Source organism: Lysobacter sp. P5_B9, from assembly GCF_054049835.1.
The window spans coordinates 221742-241651 of the sequence record NZ_JBFULP010000003.1; the positions used below are offsets into that span (position 1 = coordinate 221742).

Here is a 19910-nt window from a genome sequence, read left to right on the forward strand (position 1 = left end):
CGTGCCAACCGTAAGTATCTGATTTAAAAGACTGTCCGCCCCGATCCGGGTGTCCGTCCGGACAGCGGCGTGTCCGCGCGGACACGCCGCCGCGGCGCCGGTTCGAAGCCATGCGCGCGAGGTCTGTGTGTGAAATCCACGCGCGGCGGCCTCACGCGCTTTCGCTAAACTGCGGGTCATTCAACGCGAGACTCCCCTCCATGTGCGGAATTGTTGGTGCGATCGCCGATCGCGATGTGGTTCCCGTCCTGATCGAAGGCCTCAAGCGCCTCGAATACCGCGGCTACGACTCGGCCGGCATCGCAGTGGTCACGGACCCCGGCGGTGGCAGCGAGGTGCGCCGGGTCCGTCGTACCGGCCGCGTGGCCGAAATGGAATCCGCCGCGCAGGCCGAGGATTTCAGCGCCCATCTGGGCATCGGCCATACCCGCTGGGCCACCCACGGCGGCGTCACCGAGGCCAATGCGCACCCGCACATCAGCCACGGCGTGGCCCTGGTGCACAACGGCATCATCGAGAACCACGAGGAGCAGCGCGAACGCCTGCGCCTGTTGGGCTACGTCTTCGAATCGCAGACCGATACCGAAGTCATCGCCCATCTCATCCACCATCACCTCAAGAGCGGCCTCGACCTGCTGGGCGCGCTGCAGCATGCGGTGCGCGAACTGCATGGCGCCTACGCGCTGGCGGTGGTGAGCCGCAAGGAGCCGGGCCGCCTGGTTGCCGCGCGCATGGGCTGCCCGCTGCTGGTGGGACTGGGTGAAGGCGAGAACTTCGTCGCCAGCGACGTGTCCGCCATCATCCAGGCCACGCGCCGGGTGATCTTTCTCGAGGAAGGCGATACCGCGGCGATCACGCGCGAGACGGTCCGCGTGTTCGACGCGGAGGGCGTGGCCATCGACCGCGACGTGCACGTCTCCGACGTGTCGCTGGCCTCGCTGGAACTCGGCCCCTACCGCCACTTCATGCAGAAGGAAATCCACGAGCAGCCGCGCGCCATCGCCGACACCATCGAGGCGGTGATGGACAACGGCGGCTTCTCGGCCGAACTGTTCGGCGACAACGCGCAATCCGTGCTCGCCGACATCGAAGGCGTGCAGATCCTCGCCTGCGGGACCAGCTACTACGCCGGCCTGACCGCCCGCTACTGGATCGAGGCCATCACCGGCCTGCCGTGCGCGGTCGACATCGCCAGCGAGTACCGCTATCGCCGCGTCGTCGCCAATCCGAAGCAGCTGGTGGTCACCATCTCGCAGTCGGGCGAAACGCTCGACACGATGGAGGCGCTCAAGTACGCCAAGTCGCTCGGCCACGACCGGACGCTGTCGATCTGCAACGTGCCCGAGAGCGCGATCCCGCGCGCCAGCCGGCTCGTGTACTACACCCGCGCCGGTGCCGAGATCGGCGTGGCTTCGACCAAGGCCTTCACCACCCAGCTGGTCGCACTGTTCACGCTGACCTGCACCATCGCCAAGCTGCGCGGCATGCTCGATGCAGCGCAGGAAGCCGACCATCTCGACTCCCTGCGCCAGCTTCCGGGCAGCGTGCAGCATGCGCTCAACCTCGAACCGCAGATCACGGGCTGGTCGGACCGCTTCGCGCCCAAGCAGCACGCGCTGTTCCTCGGTCGCGGCATGCACTACCCGATCGCGCTGGAAGGCGCGTTGAAGCTCAAGGAGATCTCCTACATCCATGCCGAGGCCTATCCGGCCGGCGAGCTCAAGCACGGCCCGCTCGCGCTGGTCGACAGCGAGATGCCGGTGGTAGTGATCGCGCCGAACGACGCCCTGCTGGAAAAGGTGAAGTCCAACATCCAGGAAGTGCGCGCGCGCGGCGGCGAGATGTTCGTGTTCACCGACGCCGACAGCCAGTTCGGCGAATCCGAAGGCGTGCACGTGATCCGCACGCCGCGCCATGTCGGCGTGCTCTCACCGATCGTGCACGCGATCCCGGTACAGCTGCTGGCCTACCACGCCGCGCTCGCTCGCGGCACCGACGTCGACAAGCCGCGCAACCTGGCGAAATCGGTAACCGTGGAGTGAGAAAGAAAAAGCCCGGAAATTCCGGGCTTTTTCTTGCATCCGGGTTTGCGCATCAGTCGCCTGGACTGTCGCCGAGCCGGCGATAGAAGCGCACGATGAGCTCCTCGATGCCGAGCATCGCCACGACGACGACGATGATCGCGATGAGGCCATGGAACGGGCCGCCGAAACTCACCTCGTCCCCGAAGGCCATGTCGAGTGCCTCGAGGATCACGAACTTGGAACCGAAGATCACCAGCCACGCGCAGAAGAAGCGCATGAACCGCGCCCACTTGCCCTTGCGCGCATTGAAGTAGGCGGCCACCCGATGCTCGACGGCGATCGTCGCCCGCAGCAGGATCTGCAGCAGGATCGCGGCGAGCAGCGAGATCATGAATGACTCGATCGTGACCCAGTCCCAGTACTCCTCGAACAGATTGAGGATGACGAGGTCGACGAGCACCGCGGTGAAGTACCGCATGAACAGCCGTTGCCGGTTGGAATAGGCCTGCGTCGCAACCGGCTCGTCCTGCACGTCAGTTGGGGCTAGGTCCATGGGGTTCTCCTCGAGGGTGGCTCGAGAGTGGGCTGGGGTGCTGGCAACTTTCGACCTGGCCCGGAGCGGGCCTAGCCAAGGAGCACGGTAGTGCCCGGGTCAGCCGGTTCCAATTGGCCGTTGGGCCCATCGGGCCTCCAGCAAGCTGCTGTTCGCCCGGCTGCCGGGGGGCGCAGGCGCAGCGGGGCGAGCGGGGCATTGCCGTGCGACCGATTCTGCAGGGACGTTACGCCAGCCTGCCGGCGTCCTGGTGCGGCTCAGTCTTCGCTGCCTGCCGCACTGTGGTCATAGGACGAGTCACCCGCGGCGGCATCGCCAGCCAAATCAAGGTCGTGGTCGTCCGTGCCCATGGCCTCGTCGGGACCACGCGAGCTCATGGTCGTGGTTACCGGCCCGGCGGCGGGGCGGTTGCGTGGCGGCGGCAGCAGCGCGGTGGCGGCATCGGCGGCGAGGATGAGTTGCTGGCGCCGCTCCTCGGGCACTTCCTGCCAGTGGCAGTCGAGCAGGGCGCCTTCGATCGCGTAAAGCAGGTTGAGACCCGGTTTGAAGCCGGCGCGCTTGACGCGCATGAAGGCTTCGACCGTGCCCACGGCCGTGAGGTCTTCGAGCGAGCGCAGGCCGACCTGGCGCAGCCAGGCGGCACTCTTGGGTCCGATGTTGCGCATCTTCACTGCGGTCATGCGAGCGACTCCACTAAGGCCTGCGCGATGGCTTCAAGGCCGAGCTGGTCGTCGGCGTCGAAGCGGTCGGGTTCCGGGCTGTCCAGATCGAATACGCCCACCAGCTCATTGCCATGCAGCAACGGCACCACGACTTCCGAACGCGACGCGGCATCGCAGGCGATATGGCCGGGGAAGGCATGCACGTCGGCTACGCGCTGCGTCTGCCGCGTGGTCGCGGCCGCGCCGCACACACCCTTGTCGAGCGGGATGCGGATGCAGGCCGGCAGGCCCTGGAACGGGCCGACCACCAGTTCCTTGCCGTCAAAGAAGTAGAAGCCGACCCAGTTCAGCGCCGGCAGCGCGTTATAAACGAGTGCCGAGACGTTGGCGGCGTTGGCGACGCGGTCGCGCTCGCCATGCATCAACCCGCGCGCCTGCTCCAGCAGCTGCGCGTACTGCTGCTGCTTGCTGCCGGCGAGCTGGGTGGCGGTGAAGGTCATGGCCGCAGTGTAACAGTGGCCCGCAGTCGAGTGCCCCGGCGGTATCAATGACGCCGCGCCGGCGGCTGATAACGGCAAAACCGTGCTTCATGCGCTGCCGCAGACTCGCAACAGGACAGCGCCTCACGCTTCGCCTGTCCCTGCACTAGGATGCCGGCCATGACCCCGTATTCCTGCTACGTCACCGGCACCGATACCGGCATCGGCAAGTCGATTGCCAGCGCAGCGCTGCTGCATGCGCTGCGTGCGCGTGGCCAGCGCGCCGTGGGCATGAAGCCAGTGGCGAGCGGCTGCGAAGACACGGGCGAGGGCTGGCGCAACGAGGATGCCCTCGCGTTGCAGCAGGCCAGCGATCCGGTCCCGGCCTACGCCGACGTGAACCCCTATGCGCTGCCACAGCCGCTGGCGCCGGAGCTGGCGGCGGCCGAGGCCGGCGTGACGATCGAGCTGGCCACGATTGTTGCCGCGCACGCGCGGCTCGCGGCGCAGGCGGATGCGGTGGTGGTCGAAGGCGTGGGCGGCTGGGCCGCGCCGCTCACGGCAACGATCGACCAGGTCGAGGTGGTGCGTGCCCTGCAGCTGCCCGTGGTGATGGTCGTCGGCCTGCGCCTGGGCTGCATCAGCCACGCACGGCTGACGGCGCGCGCGATCGCGGCGGATGGCGCGAAGCTCGTCGGCTGGATCGCCAACGGCATCGATCCGGGGATGGCGCGCGCCGATGACAACTTCGTCATCCTGCAGCGCGTGCTGCCGGTGGCTTGCTGGGGGCGGCTGCCGCATGCGCCCGCGCCGGATGCGCGGGCGATGTCGCGCTACCTGACCCTGCCGCGCTGACGCAGGCTCGCGCAGAGCACGTTGGCGCAGGGCAGGCTCGCGCAGGGCAGGCTCGCGCAGAAGCAGAAACGGGCGCATCGCTGCGCCCGTTCTGGTGGTCAGGTCTCGCCTCAGCCGGCGTCGGGTGTCGGCGGCAATGACGGTTCCGTACCCGTACCCGCTTCCGCCTGCCTTGCGCGGCGCGCGCTGTGGTCCTGGGCCAGGTACAGGTAGAACGCCGGCAGCACGAACAGGGTGAACATCGTGCCGATCAGCATGCCCGCCGCGATCACCAGGCCCATCGAGAAGCGCGCGGCGGCGCCTGCGCCGCTGGCGATCAGGAGCGGCATCATCGCGAAGACCAGGGCCGCGGTGGTCATCAGCACCGGGCGCAGGCGGATGCCGGCGGCCTTCTCGATGGCGTCGCGCTTGCTCAGGCCCTGTTCGACCTGCAGCTTGTTGGCGAACTCCACGATCAGGATGCCGTGCTTGGAGATCACGCCGACCAGTGTCACCAGCCCGACCTGGGTGTAGATGTTGATGCTCATGCCGGGGAAGCCCGCCATCCCCATGGCGCCGAGGATGCCGTTGAGGATCGCCAGTATGTTGAGCACCAGCAGCGCGCCGCAGATCGCCATTGGCACGGTCAGCAACATGATGATCGCGTCGCGGAAGCTCTCGAACTGCGCCGACAGCACCAGGAAGATCACGATGATCGCCAGGGCCAGCGTCAGCAGCATCGCCTGCCCCTCCTGCTTGAACTGGCGCGACTCGCCGGCGTAGTCGACGCTGTAGCCCTGTGGCAGCACCTGCTTCGCCGCGTTCTCCAGGATCGACAATGCCTCACCCTTGCTCACGCCCGGGCGTGGCGCGAACGTGATGGCCACCGCGTTGAGCTGCTGGAAGCGCTTGAGCTGTTCGGGTTGCGCCGATTCCTTCAACGTGACGAGCGTCGACAGCGGGATCAGGTCGCCGTCCTTGGTGCGGGTGTAGTAGTTGTTGAGGTCGGTGGCGTTGAGGCGGTCGCTGCGCTGTACTTGCGGGATCACGCGGTAGGAGCGGTTCTGCAGCGAGAAGCGGTTGGAATAGCCGCCCGACAGCATCGCCGCCATGTCCGCCGACAGCGTGCGCATGTCGATGCCCAGCAACGCCGCCTTGTCGCGGTCGATCTGAACCTCCACGCGCGGCTTGTCGATCTTCAGGTCTTTGTCGAGGAAGATGAAGCGCTTGCTTTCGCGCGCCTTCGTCAGCACCGCGTCGGCCAGTTCCTGCAACTGCGTGAGCGAACCGGTACCGCCGATGACGAATTCGCCGCCGCCACCGCCGCCACCGGCGCTGGGCAGCGCGGGCGGCACCTGTGCGAACACGTTGAGGCCGGTGATCTTCGACAGCTCCGGCTGGATCGTCTGGTCCAGCACCTGCTGCGTGGAGCGGTTGCGCTCGCCCCACGGCTTCAGCACGAAGCCGGCGATGGCGGTGTTGGTACCGGCGCCACCATTGATGAGGAAGAAGTTCTCGTTCTCCGGCGTGTTCTTGCCGATCTTGGTGAGCTCGGCGCTGTAACGCTCCACGTAGTCGAGCGTGGACGCCGGGTCGGCCGACGAGTACGAGAAGATGAAGCCCTGGTCTTCCGCCGGTGCCGGTTCCTGCGGCGAGCCCCGGTACAGGAAGACGCAGGAGATGAAGACGAGCACGCCGAAGACCGCGATGACCGCCTTCGTGGAGAGCGCGCTGTGCAGGCGGTGCTCGTAGCTGCCGCGCAGCTTCTCGAACTGGTTGTCGAGCCACATCTCCAGCTTGCCCTTGCCGGTGCCATGCTCGTGTGCCTTGAGGATCTTTGCGCACATCATCGGCGTCAGGGTCAGCGCGATCACGCCCGACAGCAGCACCGCGCCGGCCAGGGTGAAGGCGAACTCGGTGAACAGCACGCCGGTCAGGCCGCCCTGGAAGCCGATCGGGATGTACACCGCGACGAGCGTGGTGGTCATCGCCACTACCGGCCATGCCAGTTCGCGCGCGCCGCGTATCGCCGCATCGAAGGGTTTCATGCCTTCCTCGATGTGCCGGTGCACGTTCTCCAGCACGATGATCGCGTCATCGACCACGATGCCAATCGCGAGCACCATCGCCAGCAGGGTCAGCAGGTTGATGGTGAAGCCCATCAGCAACATCAGGAACAACGAGCCGATCAGCGACAGCGGCACGGTCACCGCGGGGATCAACACGCTGCGGAAGCTGCCCAGGAACAGGTAGATCACCACGATCACGATCAGCACCGCCTCGACGATGGTGTGGATCACCTCGTTGATGGCGTCGTCGATGTACTTCGTGCTGTCGTAGGGGACGCTGGCGCTCAGGCCCTCAGGCAGCTGCGGTTTGATGTCCCGGTCGAGGGTCTCGCGCACCTGCTTGATCACGTCGAGCGAGTTGGCGTCGGGCGCGACGAAGATGCCCATGAACGTCGCCGAGCGGCCGTTCATCGACACCGACGAGCCGTAGCTTTCCGAACCCAGTACCACGTCGGCGACGTCGCCCAGGCGCACGATCGCGCCGTCCTGCGAGCGGATCACCAACTGCTTGAACTCCTCGGGCGTGCGCAGGTCGGTGCGTGCGGTGAGGTCGATGGAGACCATCTGGCCCTTGGTCTGGCCCAGTGCGGACAGCACATTGTTGGACTGCAGGGCGTTGAAGACGTCGCTCGCGGTGACCTTGAGCGCGGTCATGCGGTCCGGCTTCATCCATACGCGCATGGCGAAGGTGCCGCTGCCGATGACCTCGGCACGCTGAACGCCGGGGATGGTCGCGAGCTTGGGTTCGACCGCGCGCGCCAGGTAGTCGGTGATCTGGTTGTTGTCGAGCAGGGTGCTGTCGAACGACAGGTACATCGCCGCGATCTGTTCGCCCTGCTGCAGTTCGATCACCGGGTCTTCCGACTCCGGCGGCAGTTGTCCGCGCAGCTTGTTGACCTTAGCGGCGATCTCGGTGAGGGCCTCGTTCGCGTTGCGGTCCAGGCGGATGTAGGCCTGGATGGAGGACGAGCCGGCGGTGCTGTTGGACACCAGGTAGTCGATGCCTTCGGCGCTGGCGATTTCGCGCTCGAGCGGCGTGGTGATGAAGCCCTGGATCAGGTCGGCGTCGGCACCGAAGTACGTGGTGCTGACGTTGATGACGGCATTCTGCAGCTCGGGGTACTGGCGCACGTTCAGTGACGTGCTCGCCCGCAGTCCCAGCAGCAGGATGAACAGGCTGACGACGAGCGCCAGCACGGGTTTCTTGATGAAGATGTCGGTGAATTTCATCGTGCGGCCTTGGTGGGGTGGCGCTACGTGTTGCCGTCACTCCGCGCACTGCGCGGCGCGACGGCGATAAGGGTGCTCAGCGGTTGACCGGCGTCGGCGCCTTTTCCGACGTGGGCAGCACGGAGTTGTTGATGATCACCGTGGCGTCGTTGCGCAGCTTGAGCAGGCCGCTGGTGGCGACGCGTTCGCCGGGCTTGAGGCCTTCCGTGATGGCAATGAGGTCGCCGTGCGTGGCCCCCGTCTTCACGAAGCGCTGCTTGACCATCAGCGTCGGTCCCGGCGGCTTGCCCTCGGGTTTGGCTTGCGCGGGATCGGCCTTGGCCGGCGCCGGTGCCTGCGTGATCACGTACACCGAATTGCCGTAGGGATTGAAGCTGATCGCGGTCTGCGGGATCACCACCACGCGCTGTTCGCTGCCCTGGTCGAAGGTGACGCGGGCGAACGTACCGGGGCGCAGCGAGTTGTCCTGATTGCGCAGCGTCGCCTGCACCTGGAAGTTGCGCGTCTGCGGATCGACCTGCGGCTCGACCGAGGTGATCGTGCCTTCGAAATTCCGCCCCGGCATGGCGTCGACCTGCACGCTCACCACCGAACCCTGCCGGATGGCCGGCAGGCGTTGTTCGGGCAGGGTGAAGTTGAGGTAGATCGGATCCAGCTGCTGCAGGCTGACCAGTTCGGCGCCCGGTTCCACGTACTGGCCGAGATTGACCTTGCGGATGCCGAGCACGCCCGAGAAGGGCGCGCGGATGGTCTTGCGCGCGACCAGCGCGCGCTGCGCGTCGACCTGCGCCCGCGCAGTGGCGGCGTCCGCGGCGCGCTTGTCGGCTTCATCGCGCGAGACCAGCTTGGTCTGGGCGAGCTCGTAGTAGCGGTCGCTCTGGGTCGCGGTCAGGTGTGCGGTGGCCTCCAGCGACTTCAGTGTCGCCACTTCGGTCGAGGCATTGAGTTGCAGCAGCACCGCGCCGGCCTTGACCTGGTCGCCGGGGTTGAAATGGATCTCGCTGATCACGCCGGGCGATTCGGTGGTCACCTGGGTACCGTTGACCGCGACCATGGTGCCGACGCCCTGCACCGTGTCGTGCCAGACCTGCTGCTGCGCGATGCCCGCGCTGATCGTCGCCGGCGGTTGCGGCATGTTGTCGAAGTACTTGTTGGTCTGCGCGGCGAAAAAAGCCTTGACGCCGAACACCAGGCCGAACACCAGCCCGGTGATCAGCAGCATCCAGAACATGCGCTTCTTGCTCGAGGGTTCGCGCGTTGCAGACGTGCGCGGAGAGTCGTGCCTGGCCATTACGTTGCTTCCTTGTAGGAGTGCGTTGCGCCGCCGAGTGGCGGAGAAGGTGAATCGAAGACCTCGCGGCTGATGCGCGCCAGTTGCGCGTCGATCGCCGCTTCGTCCGACACGTCGAACAGCGGCCGCCAGCCGTAGCCATTGAGCAGGTGCTGCAGGTGTTTGATCAGCAGGCGGTAGGGCTCGCCAGCATCGTGGCGCTCGAGCACGCCTTCGGCATGGACCAAAGTATGCATGCCCATGCACAGGGTCCATGGGCCGATGGTCAGGGTCTCCGGGGTGAGGCCGGTATTCGCGGGCAGGTCGCCCAGGCGAACGGCGTCGGTGGCGATGCCTTCGATCAACACCCCGATCGGCGCACTGGTTTCGAGCGAACGCTGCCGTGTCTTCGCCGATGCGGCATGCCAGATCACGTCAGTGAAGACGTATTGCGCGAGACGGAAGAATTCCGGTTGCGCGCGGATCATCATCAGGTCGGCGATGGCGATGGCGAGCATGCGTTCGCGGGTGGGGCCGGTCCACCTCGCCGCGCGTTCGAACAACTCCACGCGGCTCATGCAGTCACGCGTGGCCAGCGTGACCAGCAGGTCCTCCTTGCTGGCGAAGTGCTGGTACAGAGTGCCTACCGCGTAGTCGCACTCCTCGGCGATCCGCGACATCTGCAGGCTCAGCAGCCCGTCGCGCTGGATCAGGCCCTGCGCGCAGTCGAGGAAGCGTTGTTCGCGCGCGGAGAGTTCGCGCTGGCGGCGTTCCTTGGTGCCCATGGGCGGGGGAGGGATGGGGGCAGGCGGGGTTAGTGATTTTGAACGCGATTCAAATTTTGAGCAAATGGCTAATTTTGGCGACAGGCAACAAAAAACCCGGTAGCGGGGGCCACCGGGTTCGTTGTTCCACTGGGGGAGTGGAGAGAGAGACGGTTGCGGCTTACTTGGCCTTGGCGGCCTTGGCGACCTTGTCGGCGGCTTCTTCGACCGTGGCCTGGGTCTTGGCGACGACGGTTTCCAGCTGCGACTTGGTGATCTGGCCGATGGCCTCGTTGGCCTTCAGGGTGCGGCCGTAGACTTCCTGGCCGACGGCGACAGTGCGCTCGACGTTCTCGCGGGCGATCTGCACGCCCTTCGGCAGCAGGGTCTTGAGGGCGTCGAAATCGCGGGCCTGGGAGGCTTCACCGAAGAAGGCGAAGGTGGCGTTGGCGCGCTCTTCAATCGCGCTGACCTGCAGGCCGAACAGGGCCTGGGCATTCTCGAGGGCGATGCGGTTGATCTGGGCGGCCGTGTCCGCGAACTGGCGCGAGGCGGCGGCAAACTGTTCGTTGAACTGGTACATGGCGGCTCCTGTGGGGACTGCGGATCCAGCGGATGCCGGATTGGTGCGGTGCAGCATACCGGGGCAATTGTTGCAATGCAACAACAAGCGTATGACAGCGGGCCCGGATTCAGGATCCTTTTAGGAAACAAGGGGTTGTGCGGCCATGACGGCCGCGGCGCGCTGGCTTACGGCCCGCGGTAGCGGCAGCCGGACGTGCAGGTCTCGTGCACCACCACTTCGTCCAGGAGGGGCAGCGTGGGCTTCAGGCGCTCCCAGATCCAGACCGCCAGGCGCTCGCTGGTCGGGTTGTCCAGGCCGGGGATGTCGTTGAGGTAGTGGTGGTCCAGCTGGTCGTACAGCGGCTGGAAGGCCGTTTTCACGTCGGCGAAGTCCATCACCCAGCCGGTCTCCGCGCCGATCTCGCCGCGCAGGCGGATCTCCACCCGGAACGAATGCCCGTGCAGGCGCGCGCACTTGTGGCCTTCGGGCACGTTGGGCAGCCGGTGCGCGGCTTCGAGCGTGAAGACCTTGAAGATATCCATGCCGCCATTCTACTGGCCCGCGAATGACTCGAGCCAACGACACCATCGGCGCCGCGCCCGCGGCCGGCGATGGCGAACCACGGGCTGTTCATCTAGCGATGACGCCAAAGCCATCCGCGTCACGCTCCGCACGAGCGCGCTTTGTCAATGCTTACGCCGCAGCGTATGCGTTGCCACAATCGGCCCTGCATTCCCGCAGCAACGATGCCGAACAACGCATGCCCGAGATTTCCCCGCAGCTCGCCCGCCAGATCGCTTCCACCATCGCCGCCGAGATCGGCGCGCAGTCCGCCCAGGCCCAGGCCGCCATCGCCCTGCTGGATGAAGGCGCCACGGTTCCCTTCATCGCGCGTTACCGCAAGGAAGTCACCGGCGGCCTCGACGACACCCAGCTGCGCAACCTCGAGACGCGCCTGACCTATCTGCGCGAGCTGGAAGACCGCCGCGCCGCGGTGCTGGCGAGCATCGACGAGCAGGGCAAGCTCAGCGACGAACTGCGCGCGGAGATCCTGGGTGCCGACAGCAAGTCGCGCCTGGAAGACCTGTACCTGCCATACAAGCCCAAGCGCCGCACCAAGGCACAGATCGCGCGCGAAGCCGGCCTCGAGCCGCTGGCGGACGGACTGCTCGGCGATCCGACGCGCATGCCGGAGGAATTCGCGGCGACGTTCATCGATGCCGACAAGGGCGTGGCCGACACCAAGGCCGCGCTCGACGGTGCCCGCGCGATCCTGATGGAGCGCTGGGGCGAGGACGCCGCGCTCGTGGGCGAGTTGCGCAACTGGCTGCACGAAGTCGGCGTGATCCGTGCGCGCGTCGCCGAAGGCAAGGAGAACGAAGGCGCCAAGTACCGCGACTACTTCGACCACAGCGAATCGCTGGCGAAGATTCCCTCGCACCGCCTGCTTGCGCTGTTCCGCGCGCGCCGCGAGGAAATCCTCTTCCTCGACCTGGATCCCGGCGCCGATGCCGACGCCGGTCACGTGCTCGCCGAAGGCCGCGTCGCCCACCACGCCGGCGTGAAGGCGCAGGGCCGTCCCGCCGACAAGTGGCTGCAGGACAGCTGCCGCCTCACCTGGAAGGCGAAGCTGCACCTGCACCTGCTGCTCGACCTGTTCGGACAGGCGCGCGAGAAGGCCGAAGCCGAAGCCATCGATGTGTTCGGCAACAACCTCAAGGACCTGCTGCTCGCCGCGCCTGCCGGTCGCAAGGCCGTGCTCGGCCTCGATCCCGGCCTGCGCACGGGCGTGAAAGTCGCCGTGGTCGACAACACCGGCAAGCTCGTGGCCACCGACACCATCTACCCGCACGAACCGCGCCGGCAGTGGGACCAGTCGTTGCACACCCTGCGCGCGCTGTGCACGAAGCACGGTGTCGAACTGATCTCGATCGGCAACGGCACCGCCTCGCGCGAGACCGACAAGCTTGCCGGCGATCTGATCAAGCTCGCGCCGGAGCTGAAGATGCAGAAGATTGTCGTCAGCGAGGCCGGCGCGTCGGTGTATTCGGCGTCCGAATTCGCCGCCAGGGAATTCCCGAACCTCGACGTGTCGATCCGCGGCGCGGTGTCGATCGCACGCCGCTTGCAGGATCCGCTCGCCGAACTGGTGAAGATCGAGCCCAAGGCCATTGGCGTGGGCCAGTACCAGCACGACGTCGACCAGTTCCGCCTGGCGCGCGCGCTCGACGCCAGGGTCGAGGACTGCGTGAACGCCGTCGGTGTCGACGTGAACACCGCATCGGCCGCCCTGCTCACGCGTGTGTCGGGCCTGTCGTCGACGGTGGCGGAGAACATCGTCGTCTACCGCGACCAGAACGGCGCCTTCAAAAGCCGCAAGGAGTTGTTGAAAGTGCCGCGCCTGGGCGACAAGACCTTCGAGCAGTGCGCCGGCTTCCTGCGCATCGCCGGTGGCGAGCAGCCGCTCGACAGCTCCTCCGTGCACCCCGAGGCGTACCCCGTCGTCGAACGCATCCTCAAGCAGTGCGGTCGTGAAGTGAAGCAACTGATCGGCGATGCCGCGCTGCTGCGCGGCCTCAAGGCCGAGCAGTTCACCGACGACAAGTTCGGCGTGCCGACAGTGCGCGACATCCTCAAGGAACTGGAGAAGCCGGGCCGCGATCCGCGCCCCGAGTTCAAGGCCGCGCGCTTCGCCGACGGCGTCGAGGAGATCAGGGACCTCAAGGTCGGCATGATCCTGGAAGGCGTGATCAGCAACGTCGCCGCGTTCGGCGCCTTCGTCGACATCGGCGTGCACCAGGACGGACTGATCCACATCTCCGCGCTGTCCGACACCTACGTGAAGGATCCGCGCGACGTGGTGAAGGCGGGCGACATCGTCAAGGTGCGCGTGCTCGAAGTCGACATCGCGCGCAAGCGCATCGCGTTGACGCGCAGGCTCGACGATGCGGCGCCGGCGCCGCGCGAACCGCGCGGCAACGACCGCGATGCACGCGGCAATGCCGCGCGTGGCGGCGGACGGGATGGCAACCGCGGTCCAGCGCCGCGCCCGCAGGCGTCGGCACCGGCACCGGCCAACAACGCGCTGGCGGCGGCATTCGCGCGCGCCAAGAACGGCAGCTGAGCAACAAGAGACGCCCGCCGGCGGAACCGGCGGGCGCTGTCCCCATGATCGGGGTGGCGCTTGTCCGCATCGATCGTCGTGGGCGTCGCGCGCTGCGCAACCTCGAACGCTTCCTCCAGTCGCGCTCCCGCCAATTCCGTTTGCGGGCTCAGCCGCGCTGCCGGAAGGCCTTGCGCCATTCGCGTGGCGCCGTGCCGAATTCGGCGCTGAACCAGCGCGTGAAAGAACTGGGCGCGGAAAAGCCCAGCAACCGGCCGACCACCTGCAGCGAGTAGCGCCGGTTTTCCATGTAGCGCAGCGCCAGTTCGGTGCGCACCGAATTCAAGGTGTTGGAGAAGGTTTCGTTGGCTTCCTCGAGCCGACGCTGCAGCGTGCGCACATTCATGCCGCGGCCGCGCGCCACCTGCTCGATGGTCGCCTGTCCCATCGGCATCAGGATGTAGAGATCCTTGCGCACATCGGTGGCGATGGAGTTCCGGTCGGGTGCCGGCAGTGATTCCACCAGGCGTTTGACGTAGACGGCCATGGCGGGATCGGCCGACGGGTTGGGGAAATTGAGGTCGGTGGCATCGCAGACGATGCCATTGAACTCGCGGTCGAATTCCAGGGCGCAGCGGAACACGCGGCGGTGGACCAGCAGGTTCTCGGGCGCGCCATGGGTGAAGTTCACGCTGTGCGGTTTCCAGTGCGGACCCAGCAGGGCGCCGCACAGGCGGTACAGGGCGCCGAGCGCGAGTTCCGTGGCCTGGCGCGAGGACGTGCCCGCGTCGGGCACGAATTCCTCGCGGATCACCACGGTGCGGCCGCTTTCCTCGACGTGGATCGCCAGCAACTCGTTGAGCAGATGGCGGTACTGCATGGTCGCGAGCAGGGCGTCGCGCAGGGTCGGCTGGTGGATCAGCAGCAGGCTGACCACGCCGAAGTCCGACAACTGCCGCGACTCGGCCATGCGCAGGCCGAAGGTGTCGCAATCGCCCAGGCGCGCGGAGTCTTCCAGCAGCCTGACGGCGGCGGCGGCCGGAATGCGCCGGTCGGGGTCGGCCAGCATGGTCCGGCTCAGGCCGGCCGCGTGCAGCAGCGGCTGGGGATTGAGGCCGAGCTCCTGTGCCACCTCGAAATAGTTCTTCAACGTGGCCGCGCGAATGAGGCTGCTCATGAACGGGTCCGGCGTCGGGGGGGTGTCATGAAATGAAAAGTCATTGTCGCCGTTTGGCAAGAATTGCGCACCCCTCCTGCCTACAGTCGAAGCCGTTCGCCTCCCTGCGGAGGCCACGACTCCGGTTCCGTTTGAGAGGTTTCAAAGACTGCCATGGCCCACGCTGTTCGATTCCATGAGGCCGGTGGCCCCGAGGTCCTGCGCTACGAACCCGTCGAGGTCGGTCAGCCGGGGCCGGGCCAGGTGCGGTTGCGGCATGTCGCGGTCGGCCTGAACTACGCCGACACCTATTTCCGCAACGGCACCTATCCGATCCCGCTGCCCGCGGGCATCGGAGTCGAGGCGGCCGGCGTGGTGCAGGCGGTGGGGCCGGGCGTCGACCAGGTCGTGGTCGGCGACCGCGTGACCTACACCGGTTTCGTCAACACGTTGGGCGCGTACAGCACCGAGCGCCTGGTGCCGGCCGCGCCGCTGATCCGGTTGCCCGAGGCCATCGCCTGCGAGACCGCCGCCGCCATGACCATGCGTGGCCTGACCGCGGCCTACCTGCTGCGCCGCATCTATCCGTTCCGCCCCGGCGACTCGATCCTGCTGCACGCCGCCGCCGGCGGCGTCGGCCTGATCGTCGCGCAATGGGCAAGGCTGCTGGGCCTGACCGTGATCGGCACGGTCTCGACCGAGGCCAAGGCGGAAATCGCCCGCGCCCACGGCTGCGACCACGTCATCAACTACAGCCACGAGGATGTCGCCGCGCGCGTGCGCGAACTGACTGGTGGCGTGGGCGTGTCGGTGGTGTTCGACAGCGTCGGCAAGACCACGTTCGAGGCCTCGCTCGACTCGCTGAAGCGGCGTGGCCTGATGGTCTGCGTCGGCACCGCCTCGGGACCGATCCCGCCGTTCAACCCGCAGCTCCTGGCGATGAAGGGCTCGCTCTACCTGACCCGCCCGGCGCTGGCCGATTACATCGCCGACCCGCTCGACAAGGCCGAGCTGGCCGCCGAGCTGTTCGACCACGTAGCCGCCGGCCGCCTGCGCATCGAGATCAACCAGCGCTACGCGCTGGAGGACGCGGTGCAGGCGCATCGCGACCTGGAATCGCGCAAGACCACCGGCTCGTCGATCTTCGTCATCTGAGGCAGACCGGCATGCGCGTTGAATCATTGACCTGCGCCATCGGCGCCGAACTGTCCGGCGTCGACCTGGCCGATGCGATCCACGACGACGGCCTGTTCCAGGCGCTGCGCGCGTTGCTGGTCCGGCACAAGGTGTTGTTCCTGCGTGGCCAGGACATCACCCGCGCCCAGCACGTTGCCTTCGCGCGTCGCTTCGGTGCGCTCGAGGATCACCCGGTGGCCGGCAGCGATCCGGATCATCCGGGGCTGGTGCGTATCTACAAGTCACCGGAGCAGCCCAACGATCGTTACGAGAACGCCTGGCACACCGATGCCACCTGGCGCGTGGCGCCGCCGTTCGGCTGCGTGCTGCGCTGCGTGGAATGCCCGCCGACGGGCGGCGACACGATGTGGGCGAACATGGTGCTCGCCTACGAGAAGCTGCCGGAGCACATCAAGCAGCAGATCGCCGGCCTGCGGGCGCGCCACAGCATCGAGGCCAGCTTCGGCGCCGCCATGCCGATCGAGAAGCGCCTCGCGCTGAAGGCGCAGTTTCCCGATGCCGAACACCCGGTGGTGCGCACGCATCCGGATACCGGCGAGAAGATCTTGTTCGTCAATGCGTTCACCACGCACCTCAGCAATTTCCACACGCCCGACAACGTGCGTTATGGCCAGGACTACGCCCCGGGTGCGCAGCACCTGCTGCAGTACCTGATCAGCCAGGCCCATGTCCCCGAGTACCAGGTGCGCTGGCGGTGGACGCCGGGCAGCGTCGCCATCTGGGACAACCGCAGCACCCAGCACTACGCGGTGATGGATTACCCGCCTTGCCATCGAAAGATGGAACGGGCCGGAATCATCGGCGACGTTCCCTACTGACCACCTGACCGCCGAGCCGATATCGCCTCGTCCGCACCACGGAGAAAACCATGAATTTCCTCGACGGATCGTTGTTCCCCGAGAACCAGCAGAAACTCGTGATCACCGCCGCGCCCTACGGCCCGGAGTGGATGCCGTCCGACTTTCCGGAAGATCTTCCGGTCACGATGGAGGAACACATCCAGAAAGCGGTCGACTGCTACAACGCCGGCGCCACCGTGTTGCACACGCACGTGCGCGAACTCGACGGCAAGGGATCCAAGCGCCTGTCGATGTTCAACGAGCTTATCGCCGGCATTCGCGCCCGCGTGCCCGAGCTGATCATCCAGATCGGCGGCTCGATCTCGTTCGCGCCGGAAGGCGAAGGCAACGTGGCCAAGTGGCTGTCCGACGACACCCGGCACATGCTGGCGGAACTGACGCCGAAGCCGGACCAGGTAACCCTGGCAATCAACACCAACCAGATGAACGTGGTCGAGCAGATGTGCGAGGCCGACCTCGCCGGCACCAGCCTGGGCACGCCGGAGGGTTATCGCGCCTACCGCGAGATGACGATTCCCGCCGGTCCGGAATGGGTCGAGGAGCACATCCGCCGCCTGTCAGCGAACGGCATCCAGACCCACTTCCAGCTGGCCAACATCACCCAGCTCGAGACGGTCGAGCGCATGATGCGCCGTGGCACCTGCAACGTGCCGCTGATCCTGACCTGGGTGGCCATCGGCGGCGGCTTCGATGCGCCCAACATCTACAACCTCGCCAACTTCGTGCGCGGTTGCCCGGATGGTTCGGTGCTGACGCTGGAGTCGTCCATGCTCAACGTGCTGCCGGTGAACATGATGGCGATCGCGATGGGCCTGCATGTGCGTTGCGGCAACGAGGACAACATCTGGACCCAGCGCCGCGACCGCAAGATGGGCAGCATCGAGCAGATCGAGCAGCTGGTGCGGATCTCGCGCGAATTCGGCCGCGACATCGCCACCGCCGACGAAGCGCGCGCGATCTACAAAATCGGCACGTTCTACAAGGATGCCGACGAGACGCTGGCGGCGAACGGCTTCGCGCCGAATCGCAAGCCGTTCTGGAAGGGCGTGCCGCTGCCTGCATCGCAGTCCGAGCCGCAGCCGGCCTGAGCCCCGAATACGACGTCGATACCATGGCCTTCCATTCCCTTCCCGACACCGGCACCGATGACCCGGGCGCGCTCATCCCGCGCCGGTATGCCTGGGTCGTGTTCGCGCTGAGCTTCGGCCTGCTGCTGTCGGACTACATGTCGCGGCAGGTGCTCAACGCGGTGTTCCCCCTGCTCAAGACCGAGTGGGCGTTGACCGATGCCCGGCTCGGTTTGCTGAGCGGCATTGTGGCGCTGATGGTGGGAGTGTTGACCTTCCCGTTGTCGCTGCTGGCCGACCGGTTCGGACGGGTCAGGAGCCTGGCCCTGATGGCGACGGTCTGGAGCCTGGCGACGCTGGGCTGCGGCCTGGCGCAGCAGTACCCGCAGATGCTGGCCGCGCGCTTCCTGGTCGGCGTCGGCGAGGCGGCTTACGGCAGCGTCGGCATCGCCGTGGTGCTGTCGGTATTCCCCAAGCACATGCGGGCAACGCTGACCGGCGCGTTCATGGCCGGCGGCATGTTCGGTTCGGTGCTGGGCATGGCGTTGGGCGGAGCCGTGGCCGCGCACATGGGCTGGCGCTGGGCGTTCGCTGCGATGGCATCGTTCGGCCTGGTGCTGGCGCTGCTGTATCCGCTCATCGTCAGGGAAAAACGCATCGCGCCGCCGCGTTCGGGTGAGCCGAATTCCGGTGAGCCGCGCGCGTCCGCGCCGGCCGTGCGGGTGCCCCTGCGCAGCCTGGTCAACAGCCGCTCGGTGATCGGCGCCTATGTTGGCAGCGGCTTGCAGCTGTTCGTCGGCGGCACCGTCATCGTCTGGTTGCCGAGTTATCTCAATCGTTACTACGCGATGGCGACCGACGCCGCCGGCGTCGTGTCCGCGATGATCGTGCTGGTCAGCGGCATGGGCATGATCGCCTGCGGCATGCTCAGCGATCGCCTGTGCCGGAATGCACCGACGCGCAAGTTCAGCCTGGCCATCGCCTACAGCGTGGGCAGTTGTGTGCTGTTGTCGTTGGCGTTCGCGCTGCCGCATGGAACGCCGCAGCTGCTGGTGATCGGGCTGGGCATGTTCCTGGCCGCCGGCACCAGCGGTCCGGCCGGGGCCATGGTCGCCAATCTCACGCCGCTGCCGATCCACGGCACCGCGTTCGCAACCCTGACGCTGGCCAACAACCTGCTCGGGCTCGCTGCCGGCCCGCTGCTCACCGGCGTGCTCGCCGACGCACTGGGCCTGGCGCGGGCATTCCAGCTCGTACCCCTGGTCGGTTTGGCCGCAGCCGCGGTGTTCTACTTCGCCAAGCGCCACTACCTGGACGACATCCAGCAGGTGGGACGGCACGTGCGCACCTGCGACGTCGGCATGGAGGTGCCGACGTGAGTGGCGGGGACACACGCGCCAACTCGCTCACGAATTCGCTCACGAACTCGCTCGTAATTGGCATCCACTTCGACCTGATCTGCCCCTGGTGTTTCATCGGCAAGCGCCACTTCGCGCTCGCGCGGCAGCGGTTCGCGCAGAAGTTCCCGGACATCGCCGTGGAGACGGTGTGGCATCCGGTGCAGCTGTTGCCCGATGTGCCGGAACAGGGACTGCCGTTCGCCGAGTTCTATGAGCGGCGCCTGGGCTCGGCCGAAGCGGTGCGGCAGCGACGCCAGCAGATCACGCTGGCCGCCCGCAGCGCGGGCCTCGAGCTGGATCTGGCCGGAATCGAGCGCATGCCCAACACCTCCCGTGCGCATGAGCTGTTGCGTCGGGTCGCGGCGCTGGGCGCGCCGGCGTTGTACGAGGCGCTGCTCGAGCGGTTGTTTGCCGCGTACTTCCAGCGCGGCGAAGACATCGGCGATGCCGCGACGCTGCGCGCGTTGGCGGAAGAGGTCGGCGTGTCGCCGGATCGGCTCGCCGCTGCGACCCAAGCCGACGCCGGGCTGGCGCCGGCCGCGCCGGCGGACACTTCGGCACTCGCTGGAGTGCCGCACTTCGTGTTCAACGGGCGTCGGTCCCTGGCGGGCGCGCAGGATGCCACGCTCCTGCTCGTGGCCATGAGCCAGGCCGTGCAGGCATCGGCCGCGGCCTGA

Annotated in this window: 17 protein-coding genes; 8 read left to right on the forward strand and 9 right to left on the reverse strand. The window is 66.9% G+C overall.

The window, feature by feature from the left end; genetic code table 11:
* Positions 1–200: 200 nt before the first annotated feature.
* Positions 201–2042 carry a glutamine--fructose-6-phosphate transaminase (isomerizing) gene (gene glmS / locus ACXJJ9_RS08715; RefSeq protein WP_457096798.1) on the forward strand — a complete coding sequence of 614 codons (1842 nt, stop codon included), beginning with the start codon at positions 201–203 and terminating at the stop codon, positions 2040–2042.
* A gap of 52 nt (positions 2043–2094) precedes the next feature.
* On the opposite strand, the gene ACXJJ9_RS08720 is transcribed toward glmS, so the two are convergent.
* The 3 genes from ACXJJ9_RS08720 to ACXJJ9_RS08730 all read right to left on the reverse strand — a co-directional run bounded on the left by ACXJJ9_RS08720 (position 2095) and on the right by ACXJJ9_RS08730 (position 3739).
* Entirely contained in the window at positions 2095–2577 is a 483-nt protein-coding gene (locus ACXJJ9_RS08720) for a hypothetical protein (RefSeq protein ID WP_457096799.1), read from the reverse strand.
* Between the two features lie 257 nt (positions 2578–2834).
* Entirely contained in the window at positions 2835–3257 is a 423-nt protein-coding gene (locus ACXJJ9_RS08725; RefSeq protein WP_457096800.1) for a TfoX/Sxy family protein, read from the reverse strand.
* The gene (locus ACXJJ9_RS08730; protein WP_457096801.1) at positions 3254–3739 is read right to left on the reverse strand and encodes a GAF domain-containing protein; all 486 of its coding nucleotides are present in this window, start codon (positions 3737–3739) and stop codon (positions 3254–3256) included. Before ACXJJ9_RS08730 ends, ACXJJ9_RS08725 begins: the two co-directional genes overlap by 4 nt.
* Positions 3740–3898: 159 nt before the next feature.
* On the opposite strand from ACXJJ9_RS08730, the gene bioD reads away from it, so the two are divergent.
* The gene (gene bioD / locus ACXJJ9_RS08735) at positions 3899–4573 is read left to right on the forward strand and encodes a dethiobiotin synthase (RefSeq protein ID WP_457096802.1); all 675 of its coding nucleotides are present in this window, start codon (positions 3899–3901) and stop codon (positions 4571–4573) included.
* Positions 4574–4683: 110 nt separating this feature from the next.
* Here bioD and ACXJJ9_RS08740 read toward each other — a convergent pair whose 3' ends face one another.
* The 5 genes from ACXJJ9_RS08740 to queD all read right to left on the reverse strand — a co-directional run bounded on the left by ACXJJ9_RS08740 (position 4684) and on the right by queD (position 10992).
* Entirely contained in the window at positions 4684–7851 is a 3168-nt protein-coding gene (locus ACXJJ9_RS08740) for an efflux RND transporter permease subunit (RefSeq protein ID WP_457096803.1), read from the reverse strand.
* 76 nt (positions 7852–7927) lie between these two features.
* A complete protein-coding gene (locus tag ACXJJ9_RS08745; RefSeq protein ID WP_457096804.1) occupies positions 7928–9142 on the reverse strand; it encodes an efflux RND transporter periplasmic adaptor subunit in 1215 nt (404 codons plus the stop codon).
* Positions 9142–9906, reverse strand: a complete 765-nt coding sequence (locus ACXJJ9_RS08750) for a TetR/AcrR family transcriptional regulator (protein WP_457096805.1) — start codon at positions 9904–9906, stop codon at positions 9142–9144. The genes ACXJJ9_RS08745 and ACXJJ9_RS08750 overlap by 1 nt, the downstream gene beginning before the upstream one ends.
* Before the next feature lie 160 nt (positions 9907–10066).
* Positions 10067–10468, reverse strand: coding sequence for a phasin family protein (locus tag ACXJJ9_RS08755; RefSeq protein ID WP_457096806.1), 402 nt, complete (start codon positions 10466–10468; stop codon positions 10067–10069).
* A gap of 167 nt (positions 10469–10635) precedes the next feature.
* Positions 10636–10992: a 6-carboxytetrahydropterin synthase QueD gene (gene queD, locus ACXJJ9_RS08760; protein ID WP_310055563.1), complete on the reverse strand. Its 357-nt coding sequence runs from the start codon at positions 10990–10992 to the stop codon at positions 10636–10638.
* Positions 10993–11210: 218 nt separating this feature from the next.
* Between queD and ACXJJ9_RS08765 the strand changes: the two genes are divergently transcribed.
* The gene (locus ACXJJ9_RS08765; RefSeq protein WP_457096807.1) at positions 11211–13574 is read left to right on the forward strand and encodes a Tex family protein; all 2364 of its coding nucleotides are present in this window, start codon (positions 11211–11213) and stop codon (positions 13572–13574) included.
* A 148-nt stretch (positions 13575–13722) separates the two neighbouring features.
* Here ACXJJ9_RS08765 and ACXJJ9_RS08770 read toward each other — a convergent pair whose 3' ends face one another.
* The gene (locus ACXJJ9_RS08770; RefSeq protein ID WP_457096808.1) at positions 13723–14730 is read right to left on the reverse strand and encodes an AraC family transcriptional regulator; all 1008 of its coding nucleotides are present in this window, start codon (positions 14728–14730) and stop codon (positions 13723–13725) included.
* 153 nt (positions 14731–14883) lie between these two features.
* On the opposite strand from ACXJJ9_RS08770, the gene ACXJJ9_RS08775 reads away from it, so the two are divergent.
* The 5 genes from ACXJJ9_RS08775 to ACXJJ9_RS08795 are packed head-to-tail and all read left to right on the forward strand — an operon-like array spanning position 14884 to position 19910.
* Entirely contained in the window at positions 14884–15864 is a 981-nt protein-coding gene (locus tag ACXJJ9_RS08775; RefSeq protein ID WP_457096809.1) for a quinone oxidoreductase family protein, read from the forward strand.
* A gap of 11 nt (positions 15865–15875) precedes the next feature.
* A complete protein-coding gene (locus ACXJJ9_RS08780) occupies positions 15876–16724 on the forward strand; it encodes a TauD/TfdA dioxygenase family protein (protein WP_457096810.1) in 849 nt (282 codons plus the stop codon).
* A gap of 50 nt (positions 16725–16774) precedes the next feature.
* Positions 16775–17854 (forward strand): 3-keto-5-aminohexanoate cleavage protein, encoded by a 1080-nt coding sequence (locus tag ACXJJ9_RS08785; protein WP_457096811.1) that lies wholly within the window; start codon positions 16775–16777, stop codon positions 17852–17854.
* A gap of 23 nt (positions 17855–17877) precedes the next feature.
* Positions 17878–19212, forward strand: coding sequence for an MFS transporter (locus ACXJJ9_RS08790; protein WP_457096812.1), 1335 nt, complete (start codon positions 17878–17880; stop codon positions 19210–19212).
* The gene (locus tag ACXJJ9_RS08795) at positions 19209–19910 is read left to right on the forward strand and encodes a DsbA family oxidoreductase (RefSeq protein ID WP_457096813.1); all 702 of its coding nucleotides are present in this window, start codon (positions 19209–19211) and stop codon (positions 19908–19910) included. The genes ACXJJ9_RS08790 and ACXJJ9_RS08795 overlap by 4 nt, the downstream gene beginning before the upstream one ends.